Source organism: Rodentibacter haemolyticus (assembly GCF_015356115.1).
Taxonomy (GTDB): Bacteria; Pseudomonadota; Gammaproteobacteria; order Enterobacterales; family Pasteurellaceae; genus Rodentibacter; species Rodentibacter haemolyticus.
Genome location: NZ_CP063056.1, coordinates 1584972 through 1603918, shown reverse-complemented (window position 1 = coordinate 1603918; position 18947 = coordinate 1584972). Strand labels below are relative to the sequence as shown.

The window sequence follows — 18947 nt, the reverse complement described above, 5'->3', positions numbered from 1 at the left end:
AATAAATTAGAAAATTAATTTGGTAATACTTCAATGGTGAAATTCGTGTTAGTAAACACACAAATATCGCCTGCAATTTTTAATGATTTTTCTACGATTTCTTGAGCAGATAACTCTGTATTTTCCACCAGCGCACGTGCCGCAGACAGCGCATAATTGCCGCCGGAGCCAATCGCCAAAATTTGATCTTCTTCAGGCTGCACCACATCGCCAATACCGGTGATAATTAAACTTTCTTTTTCATCAGCCACAATTAACATCGCTTCTAATTTGCGAAGCGCACGATCAGTTCGCCAATCTTTTGCTAATTCGACCGCACTTTTCAGTAAATGCCCTTGGTGCATTTCAAGTTTACGTTCAAAAAGCTCAAAAAGTGTAAATGCATCTGCCGTACCGCCGGCAAACCCTGCCAACACCTTGCCATTATATAAACGGCGTACTTTACGCGCGTTCCCTTTCATTACGGTATTACCCAAAGAAACCTGTCCGTCACCGCCTACGACGACTTGCCCATTACGGCGAACACTTACAATCGTTGTCATTATTCTGTCCTTTTAAAGAAAAACTTGTTCGCTATATGGCGGTTGAATTGGGAAATTCAAGTTACTTTTTCATTTTGAATTTGAGGATTTGTTGATTTTTTGTTTTTAGAAAGCATATGAGCCGGTATTACGTTTATCCAACGCTGATTTCCCCATGAAGGAGCATATTCTGTATATAAATAAGGAACGGATACAATTAAAGGATTTGAGTCCGACACAATATCGAGCTCAAATCCTTTGCTAAACTGTCTAACTTTTTTGGGTCAGATCATAATGAATGAGGTTCTAACATATCTGGTTTATGCTTATTTGTTCACTGCTTGCTCTTTTTTACGCTCTAAACGTAGCACGCCTAAATGCGTCATATAACAGCAGAAAATGCAACCGACCACTGCGAATAGCAATAAGTAGAATCCGGCATCCCAGCCGAAACGTTCTGCCAAGATTCCGAATAATGCCGTGCCCGAGAAACTACCTAAAATGTAACTGAGTAAACCACGTAAACCCGTTGCCGAACCTGCTGCAAAAGAGGGAACAAGTTCAATGGTTTGAAGAGAAGATAAAAACATCGGAACATAAATTAAACAACCGATAATACCTGCACCGATAGTGACTGTGAGTAAATCGGTTCCCCCCCAATAGGCGAACATTGCCGCCCCCACTCCGAATAGAGTAATGATTGCAAGGGGCATTCGGCGACCTTTAAAATAGGTATCGGTTAGCCAGCCCGCTAATAAAGTAGACGGAATTGCCGCCCATTCAAAAATGGCGAATGCGGTTGCCATTTGTCCCTTTGAAAAGCCTTTGGTCTCTAACAGATAAAGTGGTAACCAAGTTAATACGCCGAACCGAATCATATAGGTAAACACATCAATAAAAGAAACAAACCATACATTAATATCTTTCATTATATAATCACGGAAAATTTCCCAAGTGCTTAAGTTGATGTTTTCATCTTTGGTGACTACAAGCTCATCTTGTTCATTTTTCAAGATTTGAGCCATAGGTGGCAACCCTTCATTGTAGGTTCGCCCTGCACCAAAAATATAAAAAATGATGGCAACGATTGTCGCAATGGCAACCGGGACAATAAAGTGAGCGGTTTGCCAATGTTCTTGACCTAACCATGCAATACTGGCTCCGGCGATTGGGGCGACTAAACCGCCGCCTACGTTGTGAGAAATATTGAAAATGGCCGTTGTAACACCGCGAGATTTGCGTGGAAACCAGCTTGCCAGCACAATATATGCCGGACCGGCGCCCATTCCTTGGAAAATACCGTTCAGAACGCAAAGGAATAAGAAAATCCAAAATGAAGCGCTAAAGCCCATCATTAAATTTACGATAGCGGACATCATTAAACCGAAAATCATAAAATGTTTTGGATTTGACTTATCTGCAATGGCCGACATAAAGCCTTTACTTAGTCCATAAACGATGAGCATTGTACCGGAAATAAAACCGATATCTTTTTTGGTGAATCCGAAATCGCTAATCAATTCCGGTGAAGAGAGGAGAAAGTTATTGCGGAGAATATAGAACGCAGCATAACCAATAAAAATACCAAATAGCGCGTGCCATCTTAGACGATTGTAATGCGCTCTGATTTCTGCATCGGGAATCGGTTTCCCTTGGTTGGATTTTAAGAAAAAAAACATAAAACATCCTTAGTTATTGTGTGATTAAATATTTCCGTTTGAAACAAATGAGCGTTCCTGATATAAAACGGAACGCCTCTCTCTTCCAAATTAATTTATAACCGAATGGAAAAATACGGTTATTTTTGACCGCACTTTATTTCTTGCGTCTGGCTCTGGGGTGTGCTTGATCATACACATCGGCAAGGTGTTGGAAATTAAGATGGGTATAAATTTGCGTAGTTGCGAGATTGCTATGCCCAAGCAGTTCTTGAACGGCACGAAGATCGGAGCTTGCCTCCAACATATGTGTTGCAAAAGAATGACGTAATTTATGAGGGTTTAAATGGCTGTTTAAACCTTGACGAATCCCCCATGTTTCCAAGCGTTTTTGAATCGCGCGATGCGAAATTCGATTACCCAATCGGCTAACAAATAACGCCTCATCTTTAGGATTAAATAACAACCGTACTTTTAGCCATTGTTGCAACGCGTGAGAGGCATAGCGACCAAAAGGAACGATACGTTCCTTATTACCTTTCCCTAATACACGGACTTCCCGAGTTCGAGTATTAATGCTGTTTAAATTAAGCCCTTGCAATTCGGATAAACGCAAGCCGGAACTATACATTAACTCTAAAATCGCACGATCACGAATATCAATCGGCTCTTTACTGTCATTGGCAAATAGTTGTTGAACCTGCTCTCCATCAATATTTTTGGGTAAATGTTTACTTTGCTTCGGTGCGGAAATACCCGTGGCAGGGTTTACTTTTAATTTATCTTGTTGAACTAAATAGCTTAAAAATTGGCGGAGAGCGGATAAACGCAAAGCGAGACTTTTTTCTTTTAGTCCCGCTTTTTTACTTTGTGCCAATATGAAACGCACAACACTTGGTGTGATCTGCTGCCATTGTTGAATGCCTTGTTCGATAAGCAATTTTTGCACGCTATTAAGTTGGCGTTGATAATTGTTGAGCGTATGAGGACTAACTTGACGTTCTATACGTAAATAATCCCAATAAGATTGTAGATCGGTTTGCATTATAAACTCAGTTCAAACAGGCTTTTTTTCGGGTTTAATTTGAACCCCTCATTTTCTAATAATTCATGTTGTGCTTGCCCTAATTCGGCAACTAAACGGGTTGATTGAGTATAACGTACAAAATCCTTTGCTTTGGAAATCAGTGCGGTATAAATATCCGTTTTTTGTGAATGTTCTTTTACATAAATATCGGTAAGTTGCCAATAACGTTGCAATTGTAGAGAAGATAAACGTGGATAAAGCTGAATAAATCCGACTGCCTCATTTTCAGTGTTTACTGCAATAAAAAAGAGACTTTCATTAAAACGAATGCGATTGGTTAAGAAGGTTAAAGTGCGGTCAGGATTTTCCGTCATTCCATTGTTAAGACGGTAATGTTCAAAGAGAGGCAGTAGCATCTCAATGTTCCATTGTTCGGCTTTGAAAATCTTCATTTTAATAAAATTGGTCATTTTTTATTGATTCTATACAGTAGATTGTAGCTTTTTCATTTCAAAGAATCACGTGATCGGAAAAAATTTTTTTAAATTTGTGATTTTGAACAAAGAATCAAAGTGAAAATTTGGTATAGTAACCGGGTTTTTTATTAATATGGAGAAATAAAAATGGCACGTCGTCCTTTAGTTATGGGGAACTGGAAATTAAACGGTAGCAAAGCCTTTACCAAAGAGTTAATCGAAGGTTTAAAAACCGAGCTTGCCGGTGTTGAAGGTTGTGATGTTGCAATTGCACCGCCGGTGATGTACTTGGCGGAAGCTGAAGCAGCACTTGCAGGAAGTCAGATTGCACTTGGTTCACAAAATGTAGATGTCAATGTAAAAGGCGCATTCACCGGTGATATCTCGACTGAAATGTTAAAAGATTTTGGTGCGAAATATATTATTATCGGTCATTCTGAGCGTCGTACTTACCACAAAGAAAGTGATGAATTTATCGCTAAAAAATTTGCAGCATTAAAAGAAGCGGGCTTAGTACCTGTATTATGTATCGGTGAATCCGAAGCAGAAAATGAAGCGGGTAAAACAGAAGAAGTTTGCGCACGTCAAATTGATGCGGTAATTAATGCGTTAGGTGTTGAAGCCTTTAATGATGCTGTTATTGCCTATGAACCGATTTGGGCAATCGGTACCGGAAAATCCGCAACGCCTGCTCAAGCTCAAGCGGTTCACGCGTTTATCCGTGGTCATATTGCAGCGAAATCTCAAGCCGTAGCAAATCAAGTTATCATTCAATACGGCGGTTCTGTAAATGATGCCAATGCAGCGGAATTATTCACCCAGCCGGATATCGACGGTGCATTAGTAGGTGGCGCATCATTAAAAGCAGCGGCATTTGCGGTGATCGTGAAAGCAGCCGCAGCAGCGAAAAACTAATTTATCGTCTAATCAATATGCAAAAGCGCGGTCAATTTCGACCGCACTTTTTCTTCACGAATACTTTCTGGATAAAATCAAAAAACGGCAATCGTAAGGATTCGCCTCATCTTTTTCTCGGTATGTTTCAAATTCAATATGCCACTCATCCCAATTTAAAGTCGGGAAAAAAGTATCGCCTTCAATTTCCGCTTGAATTTGGGTTAAGTAAAGTTTATCGGCTTGCGGCAAATATTGTTTGAAAAGTTCCCCTCCGCCGATCAACATAATCTCTTCAGAATCCTTGACAAAATCGACCGCACTTTCCAAGCTACTTTTCCAAATCACGCCCTCTTGTCCGTAAGGTTGGCGGGAAAGAATAATATTCACCCGCTTTGGTAATGGACGACCGATACTCTCAAAGGTTTTCCGCCCCATTATCACCGGTTTATTTGTGGTGTTTTGGCGAAACCATGCCAGATCTGCCGGTAGATGCCAAGGCATTTTGTTATCTTTGCCGATGACATTATTGAGTGTTGTGGCAACAATTAAACTGAATGTCATAAAAACTCCTTGCTGAATAGAAGGGAACTATATCACAGCGTTGCATAATTTTAATGCTTTTTAAAAAGTTTAGTGTTAATGTGAGTGGCGTTTTCATAATAAAAAAGAGAAAGAAAAATGAATAAGAAAACCATTGTTGTAAAATTTGGCACCAGCACCTTAACCCAAGGTACTACAAAATTGCATTCCCCGCATATGATGGAAATTGTGCGTCAAATTGCACGGCTTCACCACGAGGGATACCGTATTGTGATTGTTACCTCAGGAGCGATTGCCGCCGGGCGACATTATTTGAATCACCCGCAATTACCGCCCACAATCGCCTCTAAGCAATTACTTGCGGCGGTGGGACAAAGTCAACTTATTCAGGCTTGGGAAAAATTATTTGCCATTTATGACATTCATATCGGTCAAATTTTACTGACCCGTGCCGATATTGAAGATCGTGAGCGTTTTCTGAATGCACGCGATACTTTGCACGCTTTACTTGATAATCAAATTATCCCTGTTATCAACGAAAACGATGCCGTTGCAACCGCAGAAATTAAAGTCGGGGACAACGATAATTTATCCGCATTGGTTGCCATTTTAGTTCAAGCGGAACAGCTTTATTTGCTAACGGATCAACAAGGCTTGTTTGATAGTGATCCGCGTAAAAACCCGGAAGCGAAACTTATTCCGGTTGTGGAAAAAATTACCGATCATATTCGTTCTATTGCCGGTGGCAGTGGAACTCACCTCGGTACGGGGGGAATGGGTACCAAAATTATTGCAGCGGATGTGGCAACCCGTTCCGGTATTGAAACCATTATTGCACCGGGGAATCGTCCGAATGTGATTACCGATTTAGCCTGTGATCAAAATATCGGCACGAAATTTATCGCTCACCAAGCCGATCGTTTGGAAAGCCGCAAACAATGGTTATTTGCCGCCCCCTCAGTGGGCATACTCATGATTGATGAAGGCGCAGAGCAGGCTATGCTTGTACAAAATAAATCATTACTGCCGGCAGGTATTGTTGCGGTAGAAGGACGTTTTTCTCGCGGTGAAGTCGTGAAGATTCGCAATCAAGCAGGTAAAGACATTGCGCTCGGTATGCCGCGTTATAATAATGAGGCTTTGCTGTTAATTAAAGGCAAGCAATCTCACGAAATCGAACATATTCTTGGCTATGAATACGGCGCGGTTGCCCTTCATCGTGATGATATGGTTATTTTGTAATTTGCTTAGTACCGTTTTTCTATGTTGAAAATTTCGGTAAGAAGATAGCGATATTGGTTCCTAGAGAGGTTAGGATTTTAAAGTGCGGTCAAAAAATTCATTATTATGTACACTTGCACAAAACATTGTAAGGTGCTACATAATACCGAAAAAATTTCTCTTTTTCGACCGCACTTTTTATTAAATTGAAACTTATTTGGTGTGGCTACTTAATCTTTGTAGTTTACGCAAGATAATGCCTAATACCGCGCCATAAGCCGGTACGAATAACAGAATACCAATAAACAATTTGAATAAATAATCAACGAAGCCGAGTTGACCCCAGTGTTCCGCCATAAAAGGATCGGCACTTCGGTAAAAGGCGATGCTGAAGAAAGCAAAGGTATCTGCCAGAGAGCCGAATATCATCGAGCTACTTGGTGCAACCCACCAAGTTTTGAGTTGGCGTAGGCGGTTGAAGACCGTCACATCCAATAATTGTCCCACCACATAAGCAAAGAAACTCGCAACGGCAATGCGGAAAACAAATATATCGAACGTACTCAGAGCCGCTATACCTTGAAATTGCGTATCTGAAAATAATACGGAAATCACATAGCTTACGATCAATGCCGGGAGCATGACGATAAAAATAATTCGGCGTGCTTCTTTTGCGCCAAATACACGCACGGTTAAATCTGTCGCAAGGAAAATAAAAGGAAAAGTGATTGTTCCCCAAGTGCTATGAAAGGAAAAATCTTCTGCGACACCAAGTGCGGTTGGTTTTAAGGTGATTTCAAAGGGAATTTGAACCAAATAATTGCTGGCAGCAATGATGAGAATGTGAAACAGACTCAACCAAATGAGCGCGTTACGTTTCTGCTGATCGTTAAAGATCGGATAATTAATGTGCATATTTTACCTTTTTGATTGAATAATAATTCGGGGTGAGGGAACCCGAGTTGAAAACAAAGTGTGGAATGATACGCAGATTTGTCGAGATTGCAAGCCGGGATTTTTTTCTTCAATATTTTCATTTTTTAGAAATAAGATTGCTTGAAATAAATGTGAAAATAAATGATAATTGTTATCATATTTTACATGCTTAAGAGAATATCTATGAAAAAGACAAACTTTGCTTTACTCCCTTTAGCGGTTTTAGTTTCAACTTCGGTGGGAGCAGTCGAGACCCTTGGTGTTATTGATGTGGTAACAGAAAATACCGGTGCAAAAAGTAAAACGAACGTGGTGACGTTAGATGATTTGAAAAAATCGACAAATGAGGATCTTCGCGGCGTGTTAAGTGCCGAGCCGGCAGTAAACTTCGGCGGCGGAAATGGCGGCACTTCACAGTGGGTAACTATTCGAGGAATGGGGCAAGATCAGATTGATTTTAAAGTGGATAATACCTCAAGCGATGCGCAGTTATTCCACCACCAAAGTCGATTTATATTTGATCCGAGCTTAATTAAACGCATTGACATTCGTAAGGGGGCAGGTTCTGCCAGTGCGGGGATTGGTGCAACCAGTGGTTCGATTGAGGCGACAACGGTAGATGCCAAAGATTTATTAAAAGAAGGACAAGATTTCGGTTTTAAACTTAATGCCGGTGTTAGCAGTAATAAAGGGCATTCTCAGGGAGCGACCGTCTATGGTAGAGCGGGTAGCGTTGATGCCTTATTAAGCGGTAGCTGGAAAACGATTGAAAACTACAAAGGTGGTAAAGGTTATAGCAATAAAGAAGGTTCTCAAACCGTAAAAAATAGTGCTATTGGTGAACGCGGATTGCTTGCCAAAGTCGGTGTGGATATTAATGAGGATCATCGCTTGGTTTTAAGCCATCGTCAAGAACGTTATCATGGAGCACGCGGATTACGTGAAGAATTTGATTTCTCACAAGATTGGGCTACGGTATCAAAAAATAGAGCGGGAATTTATGCATTTAACGTAAATCACCCGCGCTCGGGAGAATTACATAAAAAATGGCGTGACGCAGGATATACCGTTGATCCGAACACAGGATACGTTCTTGATCAAAATGGCAATCCGGTTCCTTATACCGATAACAATTCGCCTCGCTATCGTATCACCACTCAAGACACAACTAATCTCGAGTGGACGGGTAAAAAAATGGGCTTTATTACCGAAGCGAAAGTTAATGCTTATTTAAAGAATATTTCACGTAAAGAAACAGACACAAATTCAGAAGCTAAAGTGATAACAAAAGGTGTGAACATTAATTTAGATTCTGAAATCGGTGCAAATCACTGGGTGAAATACGGGGTGAATTATCGTCATCAAGAAGGTAAGCCAAATAACTTAAGCGGTGCTGTAACGAATAATCAGAAGAAAGAAGATGTCGGTTTATATGCCGAAGGTATTTGGGGATTCGGACCGATTACGTTAACAACGGGTTTACGCTACGATCACTTTAAATTTAAAGCCAATAATGGCAAAGAAGTCAGCAATGATGATTTTAATCCAAGTGTCGGGTTAATTTGGCAAGTAACGGACCATTTAAGTTTTAATACTAATTTGAATTATGCAAGTCGCAACCCGCGTTTTTATGAAGTTGCGCTTGCCGGTGGAACGGTACGAAGTGTTGCAGACAATCTACGCGCAGAGAAAGCTCGTAACACGGAAATCGGTTTTAACTACGATTTAAATGAAAATATCTCGCTTAACGGTAGCTATTTCTGGCAAAAAGTAAAAGATGCCCATGCGCTTAAAGATAATACTATCGTTAATTCCGCGTTGCTTCGTAACCAAGGCTATGAATTGGGTGCGGCATATAAACAAGGCGGTTTCAAATTCCGCTTAGGAGTGGCAGAAAGTAAGCCGGAAACGACCGCACTTAATGGCGCAACATTGGATAATACGGTGCTTGCCGTGGCGATGGGACGTACTTGGACAACCGCTATGTCCTATAAATTTGAAGCGCCCGCCCTTGAAATCGGTTGGCGAGGTCGCTTTGTCGAAGGCGAAACCGGAACACCGAGCCGTGGTTCCAGCTCAGGCAGCAAAGCGATTAAACAAGCCGGTTATGGTGTAAATGATTTCTATGCAAGTTGGGATGCAAATGAAAACTTAACGCTTAATTTTGCCATCAACAACGCATTTAATAAGAGTTATAAAAGTCATAGCCAGCGGGCAGGAGCTAACAGCTTACCGGGAGCTGGTCGTGATTTCCGCTTTAATGTGAATTACACCTTCTAATCATTTCTCCTTATGCGTTTAAAGTGCGGTCGAATTTGACCGCACTTTTTCTTCAATATAGACATTTCCAATCACATTAATCTATGGCTTTATTGATTGATTTTCGGCAGAATATAGAAAATTCTTGTATTTAAAAAGGATCAAATTATGACTAAACATTATGATTACATTGCTATTGGCGGCGGTAGTGGCGGTATTGCTTCTATCAATCGTGCGGCAAACTATGGTAAAAAATGTGCGATTATTGAAGCGAAATATTTAGGCGGAACTTGTGTGAACGTAGGTTGTGTGCCGAAAAAAGTGATGTTCTATAGTGCGCAAATCGCCGAAGCGATTAATCACTATGCACCGGATTATGGTTTTGATGTCGATGTAAAAAAATTTGATTTTGAAAGACTTGTTAAAAGTCGTCAGGATTATATCAGTCGTATTCACACCTCTTATAATAACGTGCTTGGTAAAAATAACATTGATGTGATTAATGGTTTTGGTAAGTTTGTTGATGCTCACACTATTGAAGTAACCTTTACTGACGGTTCAACGGAGCGGGTTACTGCGGATCATATTTTAATTGCAACCGGTGGTCGTCCGTTCCGTCCTCATTCAATTAAGGGACAAGAATATGGCATTGATTCCGACGGATTCTTTGCATTAACGGAAGTGCCGAAACGCGTAGCAATCGTTGGTGCCGGCTATATCGCCGTAGAACTTGCCGGAGTGTTAAATAGCCTAGGTTCCGATACACATTTGGTTGTGCGCCGTCATGCGCCAATGCGTAATCAAGATCCGATGATTGTCGATACCTTGCTTGAGGTGCTGGAACAAGACGGAATCACTTTGCATAAGCATACTACCGTAGAAGAAATCATTAAAAATGAAGATGGTTCTTTAACCGTTAAGTTTGATCACGAGCGCGGCATTACCGTAGATTGTGTTATTTGGGCAGCAGGTCGTGAGCCGGCAACCGATAAGATTGGTTTAGAAAATGTGGGTGTAGAAACGAACGAACGCGGGTATATCAAGGTTGATAAATATCAAAATACGAACGTAAAAGGCATTTATGCCGTGGGCGATATTACTGAAGGCGGTATTGAGTTAACGCCGGTGGCGGTGGCGGCAGGTCGTCGTTTATCTGAACGTTTATTTAACAACAAGCCGAATGAACATTTAGACTATAACCTTGTGCCGACAGTTGTATTTAGCCATCCACCGATTGGTACGGTGGGTCTAACCGAGCCACAAGCGATTGAACAATATGGTGAAGAAAATGTGAAAGTGTATAAATCTTCCTTCACCGCAATGTACACGGCGGTAACTCAGCATCGTCAACCTTGTCGTATGAAATTAGTCTGTGCGGGTAAAGATGAAAAAATTGTCGGTCTGCACGGTATTGGTTTTGGTGTGGATGAAATGATTCAAGGTTTTGCCGTTGCTATTAAAATGGGGGCAACTAAAGCAGACTTTGATAATACCGTAGCCATTCACCCGACAGGCTCTGAGGAATTTGTCACAATGCGTTAATCTTTTTCAATATTGTGTAGCGACTACACAATATTGATATTTTTCTGAAAACGAAAAAAGTGCGGTTAAAATTGACCGCACTTTTGTTAGCCACCAAATGGGGAGATTAAATTTTAGGAATTTCAACTCCTGATCTTAGCAGATCTTGAATATCCGATTTCAGTACATCGGCCTTCGGACCATAAATTGCCTGAATACCGGTGCCTTTGACAATAAAGCCCATTGCACCCGCTTGTTTCCAGCTTGCTTCATCGCCCACTAAATCCGCATTGTGTACGGTAATACGTAAACGTGTCATACAAGCATCAACATCAACGATGTTATTACGTCCGCCGAGTAGGTTGACGATCTGCACAACCTGTGCGCTGGCATTCGCAACTTTTGTTTCGTTGTCAACCGTTTCTTCAGAATTTTTTGCATCGTAGTTGCCGTTGCGTCCCGCGGTTGCTAAATTGAATTTTTTAATCATAAAATTCGCAATAAAGAACATCGCTACGGCAAAAAGAACGGACACCCAGATAAAGTTGATAACATCCATACCGATTCCCGCTTTAATCGCCATTGGTGTACGGGTTAAAAATTCGATATTACCGAACGAATGCATACGTAGATTTACGATATCCGCCATTGCAAAGGCACTTCCTTGTACTAAAGCATAGACAATATAAAGTGGCATCGCAACGAACATAAACATATACTCGATAGGTTCGGTTACTCCGGTTAAAAAGACGGCAAGCGCTGAGGAAAGGAAAATACCTTTGTAGATTTTTTTCTTATCAGGATCGACATTCACATACATTGCCAAGGTAATCCCCATTAAAATACCGCTAGAACCGATCATTTGTCCTACTTTGAAGCGTGCAGGAGTAATCGTTGAGAGTAAATCATTATATTGTGCGAATTGACCGGCATCTTTTAGATTGATTAAATCGGAGATCCAAGCCAACCATAACGGATCTTGTCCGAATACTTGTACCCCTTTTTGTGCACCGGTTAAAAATTCATATGTACCGCCTAACGAAGTGTAATTCATTGGTATGGTGAGCATATGATGTAATCCGAAAGGGAGTAATAGACGTTCTAAGGTTCCATAAATAAAAGGCGCTAAAATTGGTGCGGAGTTTTGCGAGTTAGCGATCCATTGACCAAAATGATTGATTCCAGTCTGTACTAATGGCCAGAATAATGCCAAAAGTATTGCCACCAATACGGAGCGGTAAATCACCACAAAAGGTACAAAGCGTTTACCGTTAAAAAAGGTGAGAATTTCAGGTAATTTACGGAAATTATAGTAACGATTAAAGGTTGTTGCGCCAACGAAACCGGCAATAATTCCAACGAATACGCCCATATTTAATGCGGGTTGTCCCAATATATTGACAAAATAGTTCGCTACCGGAATATCGCCTGCAAACACTGTGCTGACATGAGCATTCGGATCATTGAGCATTTCAATTTTTACACCGAAAAAATGTCCGGTGATTAAGTTAATTAAAATAAAAGCAAGACCTGCGGCAAATGCACCACCTGCACGTTCATTTGCCCAACTCCCACCAATGGCGAGGGCAAACAATAAATGAAGGTTGCCGATAATTCCCCAACCGATTTGTGCGATAATATTACCAACACGGGCTAGCCATTCTGCATCGCTAAGTAAAGGCAATGAGTTACCGATACTTACCATCAAACCTGCCGCCGGCATTACCGCTATCACCACCATAAGGCACTTGCCGAATTTTTGCCAGAATTCGAAACTAAGCAATTTTTTCATTTTTATTCTCCTACAATATGAGCTCCACTTCCAAACCAAAATGATCGGAAACAACAGGTTTATTTTTGCCATTAAAAATGACCTGACTAGATAAAACCCTTTTGGCTTGATTTAAAAAAATATAATCCAACCGTTTTTCTTCGCTGTGATTGCGCCAACCATCAATGGCTTTTTCTACCGTAATCCCCGTATCTTTTTGTACCGCCATTTCATAGCTATCAAACAAGCCTAAAGCTTTGATATTTTGATAGGATTGAGGATCGGTTATCGCATCGGTATTAAAATCACCCATTAGAATTTTTAGATTGCTACTTTGACTACGCTCAACAATAGTTCGAATATTGTCGAGCTGATTTTCGCCTTGAGCGTTAGGCAAATTGATATGGCAGGAATAACAATCCACAAGTTGCCCCTGATATTCTAAGGTTAATCCCAAAATTTTACGGGAAAGAATAGAATCCGGTTGCTGATGTTGGCTACAATAAAAAGGATCGACTTCATAAACCGGTAAATGGGTTAAAAATGCAATACCTTCATCATATTTATCGTAGCCGATATGCGAATTACTCCAAAATAACGAATATTTTCGTTCAACTAGCTGATTAACCTGACGCAATAACATCACGCCATAATTATCCTCCTTTAAAGCTTGTGAAATTGTAGGAGCAGAGATCAGTTGATTGACTTCTTGCAAGGCGATAACGTCATAGCCTTTTTCCACAATCGTTTGAGCAACTATCGCTATTTTTTCTGCTTGGTTATCTTCTAACCAAGCATGTACATTTAGGGTAAGTAGTTTCATCTTCTTCTCTTAACGCTCGCAATGCCAAATATCGGCGTTATACTGTGCGATGGTGCGATCTGAGGAAAAGAATCCTGCTTTCGCAATATTCTGAATAACTTTTTTATTCCAGCTGTCTTGATCTTCATAATCCGCAAAAATTTTTTCTTTTGCTGCAACATAAGCATCAAAGTCAATTAAGGTCATAAACCAGTCTTTACTCAATAATTCATTATAAAGACGCTCTAAACGCGTTAAATTGCCTAGTTTGACCAGTTTTGGATTAAGAATGAAATCTACCGCACGTTTGATATTTTTATCGCTTTCATAATAATCCTTTGAAACATAGCCGGCAGTTTCATAAAGTTTAATGATACTTTGTGAATCTTTACCAAAAGTGTAAATATTTTCTGAGCCGGCTAACTCGGCAATTTCAACATTCGCGCCATCCATCGTGCCTAAGGTGAGCGCACCGTTGAGCATAAATTTCATATTACCTGTGCCAGAGGCTTCTTTTGAAGCAAGGGAAATTTGCTCTGAAATATCTGTTGCAGGAATTAATTTCTCTGCAACGCTCACATTGTAGTTTTCCACTAAATGAACATTCAAATACTTGTTTATTTCAGGATCATTATTAATCAACTCAGATAAACAAAGAATTAAATGAATAATATCTTGTGCGATGATATAAGCTGGTGCCGCTTTTCCACCAAAAACGATAGTAATCTTACGTTTCGGTAACTTACCTGCTTTAATTTCAAGGTATTTATGAATCACATAAAGTGCATTCATTTGCTGGCGTTTATATTCGTGAAAACGTTTTATTTGCGTATCAATAATAGAATTCTCATCTAATTCAATACCTTTATTTTCTTTAAGGTACGTTTTTAATGCCAGTTTATTTTTTAACTTAATTTCCGATAAGTTTTTATGTACATTCTTATCATCTTTAAATTCAAGTAGTTTTTCTAATTGTGTTGCGTCTTGTAAATAGCTATCACCAATAAGCTGTTTAATATAAGCAGCCAATTCTTGATTAGAAAACTCTAACCAGCGGCGAAAAGTAATGCCATTTGTTTTATTGTTAAACTTATTAGGGTAAATCTTATAAAAGTCTTTAAGTTCCGAGTTTTTTAAGATTTCCGTATGTAGTGCAGCAACACCATTTACAGAATTTGAAAAATGAATATCCATATGAGCCATATGAACACGATTTTCGCTATCAATAATTTGTAATTTAGGATCCGTATATTCAGTACATACTAATTCGTCTAGTTTTTTGATAATAACTACTAAATGAGGGATAACTTCATCTAAATAAGCTAAAGGCCATTTTTCTAGGGCTTCAGCAAGAATAGTATGGTTGGTATAACCGACCATATTACGTACGATATTAACGGCTTCAGTAAATTCAATTTGATGTTTTTCCGTTAATAAGCGGATCAACTCAGGAATCACCATAGAAGGATGGGTATCATTAATCTGCACATAAGCATAATCTGCTAGATCGTGTAGATTACTACCTCGTTCAATCGCTTCATCAATTAATAACTGTGCGGCATTCGATACCATAAAATACTGCTGATAGATACGTAATAGTTCTCCGCTTTTATCAGAATCATCAGGATAAAGGAATAGTGTTAAATTTTCTTGAATCTTGGTTTTATCAAATTCAATACCTTCTTTAATCAAATTATGATTAATTGATTGAATATCAAATAGATTAAGATAATTTTTAGTTTCTTTTTGATAACCCAATATATCAATACGATCTAATTTAGACTTTAGTGTGAAGTTTTTAAATGGAACTTCATAGCTAATTTCTGTTGGAATTAACCAAGAATTTTTTTCTATCCAATAATTCGGTTCGGTTTGTTGTTCGTTATGTCTGAATACTTGTTTAAATAAACCGCAATGGTAGTTTAATCCTACCCCTTCCGCATTTAAACCAAGGGTTGACATGGAATCAATAAAACAAGAAGCTAAACGACCTAACCCACCATTACCTAGAGAGGGTTCCGGCTCAATATCTTCAATATGGCTTAATGATTTTCCTGCATTAGCCAGCTCAATTTTAATATCCTGATATACACCAAGATTAATTAAATTATTAGATAATAATTTACCAATGAGAAATTCAGCAGAAATATAATAAACTTTACGTTTTCCGCTATTTTTCGGTTTACTTTCAGAAATTGTTTTTACGTAGTTTAATAGTTGTACGTAAATATCCTGATCGCTTAATTCTCCAAGTGTTTTATTTGTTGCAGTTTGCACAAACGTACTAAATTTGATCATTGTTTTTTCCTTAATTAGCTCTTTGATATAAAGTGGTCATATGAGTTAAGAATGCTTTTTTGTTTTGAGTTAAATCCTCTCTTTGCATTCGCCATTGCCAGTTCCCTCCTATCGTAGAGGGCACATTCATTCTTGAACTTGTCGGCAAGTCTAAAATGTCTTGCATCGTTACAATCACCGTATTGCTGACGGTTGCCAATAATTGACGAATCATTGCCTGACAAACGGATTCATTTTCTCCTCGGTGGGTGTAATCATTGATATATTCTTGCTGTTCAGGCGTTAAAGCGTTATACCAGCCGTTGATGACATCATTATCATGGGTTCCTATATAGGTAATGGAATGAGGAATATTATAATGCGGACTATCTAAACTTTCGCCGCTCACATCCTCAAAGCCGAATTGCAAAATTTTCATTCCCGGATAACCGCAATCAGCGAGCAATTTTCTTGCTTTATCGTCAATATTCCCGAGATCTTCTGCAATGATTGGTAAATCACCTAATTTTTGTTTTACCGCTTCAAATAAATCATAGCCGGGACCCGGTTGCCAACTACCATATTTGGCAATATCCGCTTTCCCGTCAATTCGCCAGTAGTCTGAAAAGCCTTTGAAATGATCGATACGAAGAACATCATAAATTTTAAAACTTTCTTCAATGCGGTGAATCCACCAAGCATAGCCTTGTTTTTTGTGTTCATTCCAATCATAAAGGGGATTTCCCCAAAGCTGTCCGGTTGCACTGAATTGATCGGCGGGAACGCCCGCAACAAACAATGGATTACGCCCTGCATCCAATTGAAACAATTCCGGTTTTGTCCAAACTTCAACACTATCCGAAGCGACATAAATAGGCATATCGCCAATGATTTTAATGCCTTTTCGATTAGCGTAATTTTTTAATGCTAACCATTGTTGAAAGAAAAAGTATTGTGTTACTTTAAAATACCGAATAGATTCGGCTAACATTGAGCGATACCTTTCCAACGCTTTCGGATCTCGAGTTACAGCCCGTTTATCTTCCCAGTCTTGAAGTGCCTTGTTGCCAAAATATTCTTTAATTGCCATAAATTCGGCATAATCTTCCAACCAAGTGCGGTTGTTTTTTTCAAAGTTTTTAAACTCTGCTTTCAAGCCGTCATTAACTAAGAAATTTTTTACGGCGATTTCTAAAATCGGGCGGCGGGCATAAAAAATTCGCTCATAATCAATTTGTGTCGGATCATCACCAAAGTTTGTTGAGGCATAATCCGTTTCTTCTAGTAGCCCCGCTTGGCTTAATAATTCAAAATCAATTAAGTGTGTATTGCCGGCAACAGCAGAAAAAGATTGGTAGGGGGAATCACCGTAGCTTGTGGTCGTTAATGGAAGAATTTGCCAATAAGTTTGTCGGGTTTCTACTAAAAAATCGACAAAATCATAGGCCGACTGTCCAAAACTACCGATTCCAAAGGAATTTGGTAATGAGGTGATGTGCATTAAAACACCACTTGAACGAGTAAGCATAATATTTCCTCTAAAAGTAAGAATTGTCGGCGATTTTAACCCAAACTTTATTTTATGCAATGACTTTTACGTAAAAGATATTACATTTTCGTAAAAGTGTGATTTTGATCACGAAAACTATAAGTGTAATCTGATGAGTTTATGATATGCTTTTGAACTAAGAATTAGAGAGATAAAAAATCGGTACTTGAAATAATGAGTAAATACAAAAAAGTTTATAACGATATAAAAAACAAAATTACAGGCGGAGCCTTATCCGCAAAGCAGGAGCTGCCAAGTGAAAGTGAGTTAATGAAAGATTACGGTTTTTCAAAGGATACCATTCGTAAGGCATTGTCCATGCTTGAAATAGACGGCTATATTCAGAAACAGCAAGGGCGAAATTCCATTGTTCTGGAACGTAACTTACTAAAACCACAGGTACTTTCTGAAATTAAAACCGTCGGTGAATTAAACCGCACTTTAACGCATAATGTTAAAACAACCTTAACAAGTTTATATATCGTGCAGGGCGAAAAAGATTTAATGCGTATTTTTAACGTAAATGATCAAATCGACTTTTACCGTATAGGCCGCATACGTGAAATTGACGGACAATCCGTAGAATATGAAATTTCCTATTTTGATCGCCGAATTGTGCCTTTTATTAACCGTGATATAGCCGAACAATCTATTTATCAATATTTAGAGGGAGAATTGGGGCTAAATATTAGTTATTCGCAACGAGAGATAGTGTTTCGATATGCAAATGAAGAAGAAAAGAATGCGATGGATCTTGGTGAATACAATATGGTTGTGAGTGTAACTAGCACAACTTACTTAGCCGATGGGCGTCCGTTTCAATACGGTAGTATAAGCTATCGCCCCGATAAAATTATTTTTGCCTCAATAGCTAAACGTCATGGATAATGAACTAGATAAACTCTGTGGACTGTAGGCGTAAAAAATATAAAAAGGGCGGTCAAAATTAATCTGCCCCTAAAGTTGGACTAACTAAACCAACATAGTAAGAGGGGGGAATTTTTTGGTCACTCTTTTTATGTAGGCAAGCAAGAGATTGATTAAAAATAAATAGGACAGAGACATCAGGGGGAGTTTTCAACGCGCATTTTCACTCTCGGTAAGTAAAAGAAGGGGTAAAAAGTAAGTGAGTCTAAGTAAGTGATGAGCCCAAAAGCAAAACCCCTCGAACTTTATCAGTCCAAGGGGCTTGCTGTTTTATTTGAACCCGGCGGTGCCCTACTCTCACATGGGGAGACCCCACACTACCATCGGCATTACGGCATTTCACTTCTGAGTTCGGTATGGGGTCAGGTGGGACCACCGCACTATCGCCGCCGGGATAATTCTTCGATAACCTTAATTCTCTCTCTTCTCTACCTATCCGTTCTTCATTTCCTTTTCTTCGTCTTCCGTCTTATTTGACTTCATCCGCTTATTAAATTGTCCACAAGCTGAAAAATCTTTCCTGAACGCTCTTAAGCTTTCTTATTTAGTTATTCCGCTCCAAAAA

At 39.4% G+C, this 18947-nt stretch carries 16 protein-coding genes and 1 rRNA gene; 6 read left to right on the top strand and 11 right to left on the bottom strand.

Annotated features, from left to right (window positions below):
- Positions 1-14: 14 nt before the first annotated feature.
- Positions 15-542, bottom strand: a complete 528-nt coding sequence (gene hslV / locus IHV77_RS07580; protein WP_194811383.1) for an ATP-dependent protease subunit HslV — start codon at positions 540-542, stop codon at positions 15-17.
- A 154-nt stretch (positions 543-696) separates the two neighbouring features.
- On the opposite strand from hslV, the gene IHV77_RS12055 reads away from it, so the two are divergent.
- Positions 697-786, top strand: a complete 90-nt coding sequence (locus IHV77_RS12055; RefSeq protein WP_194811382.1) for an IS3 family transposase — start codon at positions 697-699, stop codon at positions 784-786.
- Between the two features lie 61 nt (positions 787-847).
- Here IHV77_RS12055 and IHV77_RS07570 read toward each other — a convergent pair whose 3' ends face one another.
- From IHV77_RS07570 to IHV77_RS07560, 3 genes are all read right to left on the bottom strand, one after another.
- Positions 848-2200, bottom strand: coding sequence for an MFS transporter (locus tag IHV77_RS07570; protein ID WP_194811381.1), 1353 nt, complete (start codon positions 2198-2200; stop codon positions 848-850).
- Between the two features lie 136 nt (positions 2201-2336).
- Positions 2337-3224, bottom strand: a complete 888-nt coding sequence (gene xerC / locus IHV77_RS07565) for a tyrosine recombinase XerC (RefSeq protein ID WP_194811380.1) — start codon at positions 3222-3224, stop codon at positions 2337-2339.
- Positions 3224-3658: a GNAT family N-acetyltransferase gene (locus IHV77_RS07560; RefSeq protein ID WP_194813252.1), complete on the bottom strand. Its 435-nt coding sequence runs from the start codon at positions 3656-3658 to the stop codon at positions 3224-3226. The genes xerC and IHV77_RS07560 overlap by 1 nt, the downstream gene beginning before the upstream one ends.
- 171 nt (positions 3659-3829) lie before the next feature.
- Between IHV77_RS07560 and tpiA the strand changes: the two genes are divergently transcribed.
- Complete coding sequence (gene tpiA, locus IHV77_RS07555) at positions 3830-4597, top strand: triose-phosphate isomerase (protein ID WP_194811379.1); 768 nt, start codon at positions 3830-3832, stop codon at positions 4595-4597.
- Positions 4598-4651: 54 nt separating this feature from the next.
- Here tpiA and folA read toward each other — a convergent pair whose 3' ends face one another.
- Positions 4652-5140 (bottom strand): type 3 dihydrofolate reductase, encoded by a 489-nt coding sequence (gene folA / locus IHV77_RS07550; RefSeq protein ID WP_194811378.1) that lies wholly within the window; start codon positions 5138-5140, stop codon positions 4652-4654.
- Between the two features lie 117 nt (positions 5141-5257).
- Between folA and proB the strand changes: the two genes are divergently transcribed.
- Positions 5258-6361 carry a glutamate 5-kinase gene (proB, locus tag IHV77_RS07545; RefSeq protein WP_194811377.1) on the top strand — a complete coding sequence of 368 codons (1104 nt, stop codon included), beginning with the start codon at positions 5258-5260 and terminating at the stop codon, positions 6359-6361.
- 192 nt (positions 6362-6553) lie between these two features.
- Here proB and IHV77_RS07540 read toward each other — a convergent pair whose 3' ends face one another.
- Positions 6554-7255, bottom strand: a complete 702-nt coding sequence (locus tag IHV77_RS07540) for a 7-cyano-7-deazaguanine/7-aminomethyl-7-deazaguanine transporter (RefSeq protein WP_194811376.1) — start codon at positions 7253-7255, stop codon at positions 6554-6556.
- Between the two features lie 204 nt (positions 7256-7459).
- On the opposite strand from IHV77_RS07540, the gene IHV77_RS07535 reads away from it, so the two are divergent.
- Entirely contained in the window at positions 7460-9556 is a 2097-nt protein-coding gene (locus IHV77_RS07535) for a TonB-dependent receptor domain-containing protein (RefSeq protein ID WP_194811375.1), read from the top strand.
- Between the two features lie 147 nt (positions 9557-9703).
- Complete coding sequence (gene gorA, locus IHV77_RS07530; protein WP_194811374.1) at positions 9704-11077, top strand: glutathione-disulfide reductase; 1374 nt, start codon at positions 9704-9706, stop codon at positions 11075-11077.
- A 106-nt stretch (positions 11078-11183) separates the two neighbouring features.
- Here the strand turns inward: gorA and IHV77_RS07525 are convergent, their stop codons facing one another.
- The 4 genes from IHV77_RS07525 to malQ are packed head-to-tail and all read right to left on the bottom strand — an operon-like array spanning position 11184 to position 17434.
- Entirely contained in the window at positions 11184-12848 is a 1665-nt protein-coding gene (locus IHV77_RS07525) for a PTS transporter subunit IIBC (RefSeq protein WP_194811373.1), read from the bottom strand.
- Between the two features lie 10 nt (positions 12849-12858).
- Positions 12859-13650, bottom strand: coding sequence for an endonuclease/exonuclease/phosphatase family protein (locus tag IHV77_RS07520; RefSeq protein WP_194811372.1), 792 nt, complete (start codon positions 13648-13650; stop codon positions 12859-12861).
- Between the two features lie 9 nt (positions 13651-13659).
- Positions 13660-15927 carry a glycogen/starch/alpha-glucan family phosphorylase gene (gene glgP / locus IHV77_RS07515; protein ID WP_194811371.1) on the bottom strand — a complete coding sequence of 756 codons (2268 nt, stop codon included), beginning with the start codon at positions 15925-15927 and terminating at the stop codon, positions 13660-13662.
- A 10-nt stretch (positions 15928-15937) separates the two neighbouring features.
- Entirely contained in the window at positions 15938-17434 is a 1497-nt protein-coding gene (gene malQ, locus IHV77_RS07510) for a 4-alpha-glucanotransferase (protein WP_194811370.1), read from the bottom strand.
- Positions 17435-17629: 195 nt separating this feature from the next.
- Here malQ and IHV77_RS07505 point away from each other — a divergent pair, with 195 nt between their 5' ends.
- Positions 17630-18343, top strand: coding sequence for a UTRA domain-containing protein (locus tag IHV77_RS07505; RefSeq protein WP_194811369.1), 714 nt, complete (start codon positions 17630-17632; stop codon positions 18341-18343).
- A 317-nt stretch (positions 18344-18660) separates the two neighbouring features.
- On the opposite strand, the gene rrf is transcribed toward IHV77_RS07505, so the two are convergent.
- A 5S ribosomal RNA gene (gene rrf, locus IHV77_RS07500) occupies positions 18661-18776 on the bottom strand.
- Positions 18777-18947: the final 171 nt, after the last annotated feature.

Bases quoted from the DNA above. Each gene is read 5' to 3' on its own strand.
- hslV (WP_194811383.1), bottom strand. From the start codon at position 542: ATGACAACGATTGTAAGTGTTCGCCGTAATGGGCAAGTCGTCGTAGGC.
- IHV77_RS12055 (WP_194811382.1), top strand. From the start codon at position 697: ATGAAGGAGCATATTCTGTATATAAATAAGGAACGGATACAATTAAAG.
- IHV77_RS07570 (WP_194811381.1), bottom strand. From the start codon at position 2,200: ATGTTTTTTTTCTTAAAATCCAACCAAGGGAAACCGATTCCCGATGCA.
- xerC (WP_194811380.1), bottom strand. From the start codon at position 3,224: ATGCAAACCGATCTACAATCTTATTGGGATTATTTACGTATAGAACGT.
- IHV77_RS07560 (WP_194813252.1), bottom strand. From the start codon at position 3,658: ATGAAGATTTTCAAAGCCGAACAATGGAACATTGAGATGCTACTGCCT.
- tpiA (WP_194811379.1), top strand. From the start codon at position 3,830: ATGGCACGTCGTCCTTTAGTTATGGGGAACTGGAAATTAAACGGTAGC.
- folA (WP_194811378.1), bottom strand. From the start codon at position 5,140: ATGACATTCAGTTTAATTGTTGCCACAACACTCAATAATGTCATCGGC.
- proB (WP_194811377.1), top strand. From the start codon at position 5,258: ATGAATAAGAAAACCATTGTTGTAAAATTTGGCACCAGCACCTTAACC.
- IHV77_RS07540 (WP_194811376.1), bottom strand. From the start codon at position 7,255: ATGCACATTAATTATCCGATCTTTAACGATCAGCAGAAACGTAACGCG.
- IHV77_RS07535 (WP_194811375.1), top strand. From the start codon at position 7,460: ATGAAAAAGACAAACTTTGCTTTACTCCCTTTAGCGGTTTTAGTTTCA.
- gorA (WP_194811374.1), top strand. From the start codon at position 9,704: ATGACTAAACATTATGATTACATTGCTATTGGCGGCGGTAGTGGCGGT.
- IHV77_RS07525 (WP_194811373.1), bottom strand. From the start codon at position 12,848: ATGAAAAAATTGCTTAGTTTCGAATTCTGGCAAAAATTCGGCAAGTGC.
- IHV77_RS07520 (WP_194811372.1), bottom strand. From the start codon at position 13,650: ATGAAACTACTTACCCTAAATGTACATGCTTGGTTAGAAGATAACCAA.
- glgP (WP_194811371.1), bottom strand. From the start codon at position 15,927: ATGATCAAATTTAGTACGTTTGTGCAAACTGCAACAAATAAAACACTT.
- malQ (WP_194811370.1), bottom strand. From the start codon at position 17,434: ATGCTTACTCGTTCAAGTGGTGTTTTAATGCACATCACCTCATTACCA.
- IHV77_RS07505 (WP_194811369.1), top strand. From the start codon at position 17,630: ATGAGTAAATACAAAAAAGTTTATAACGATATAAAAAACAAAATTACA.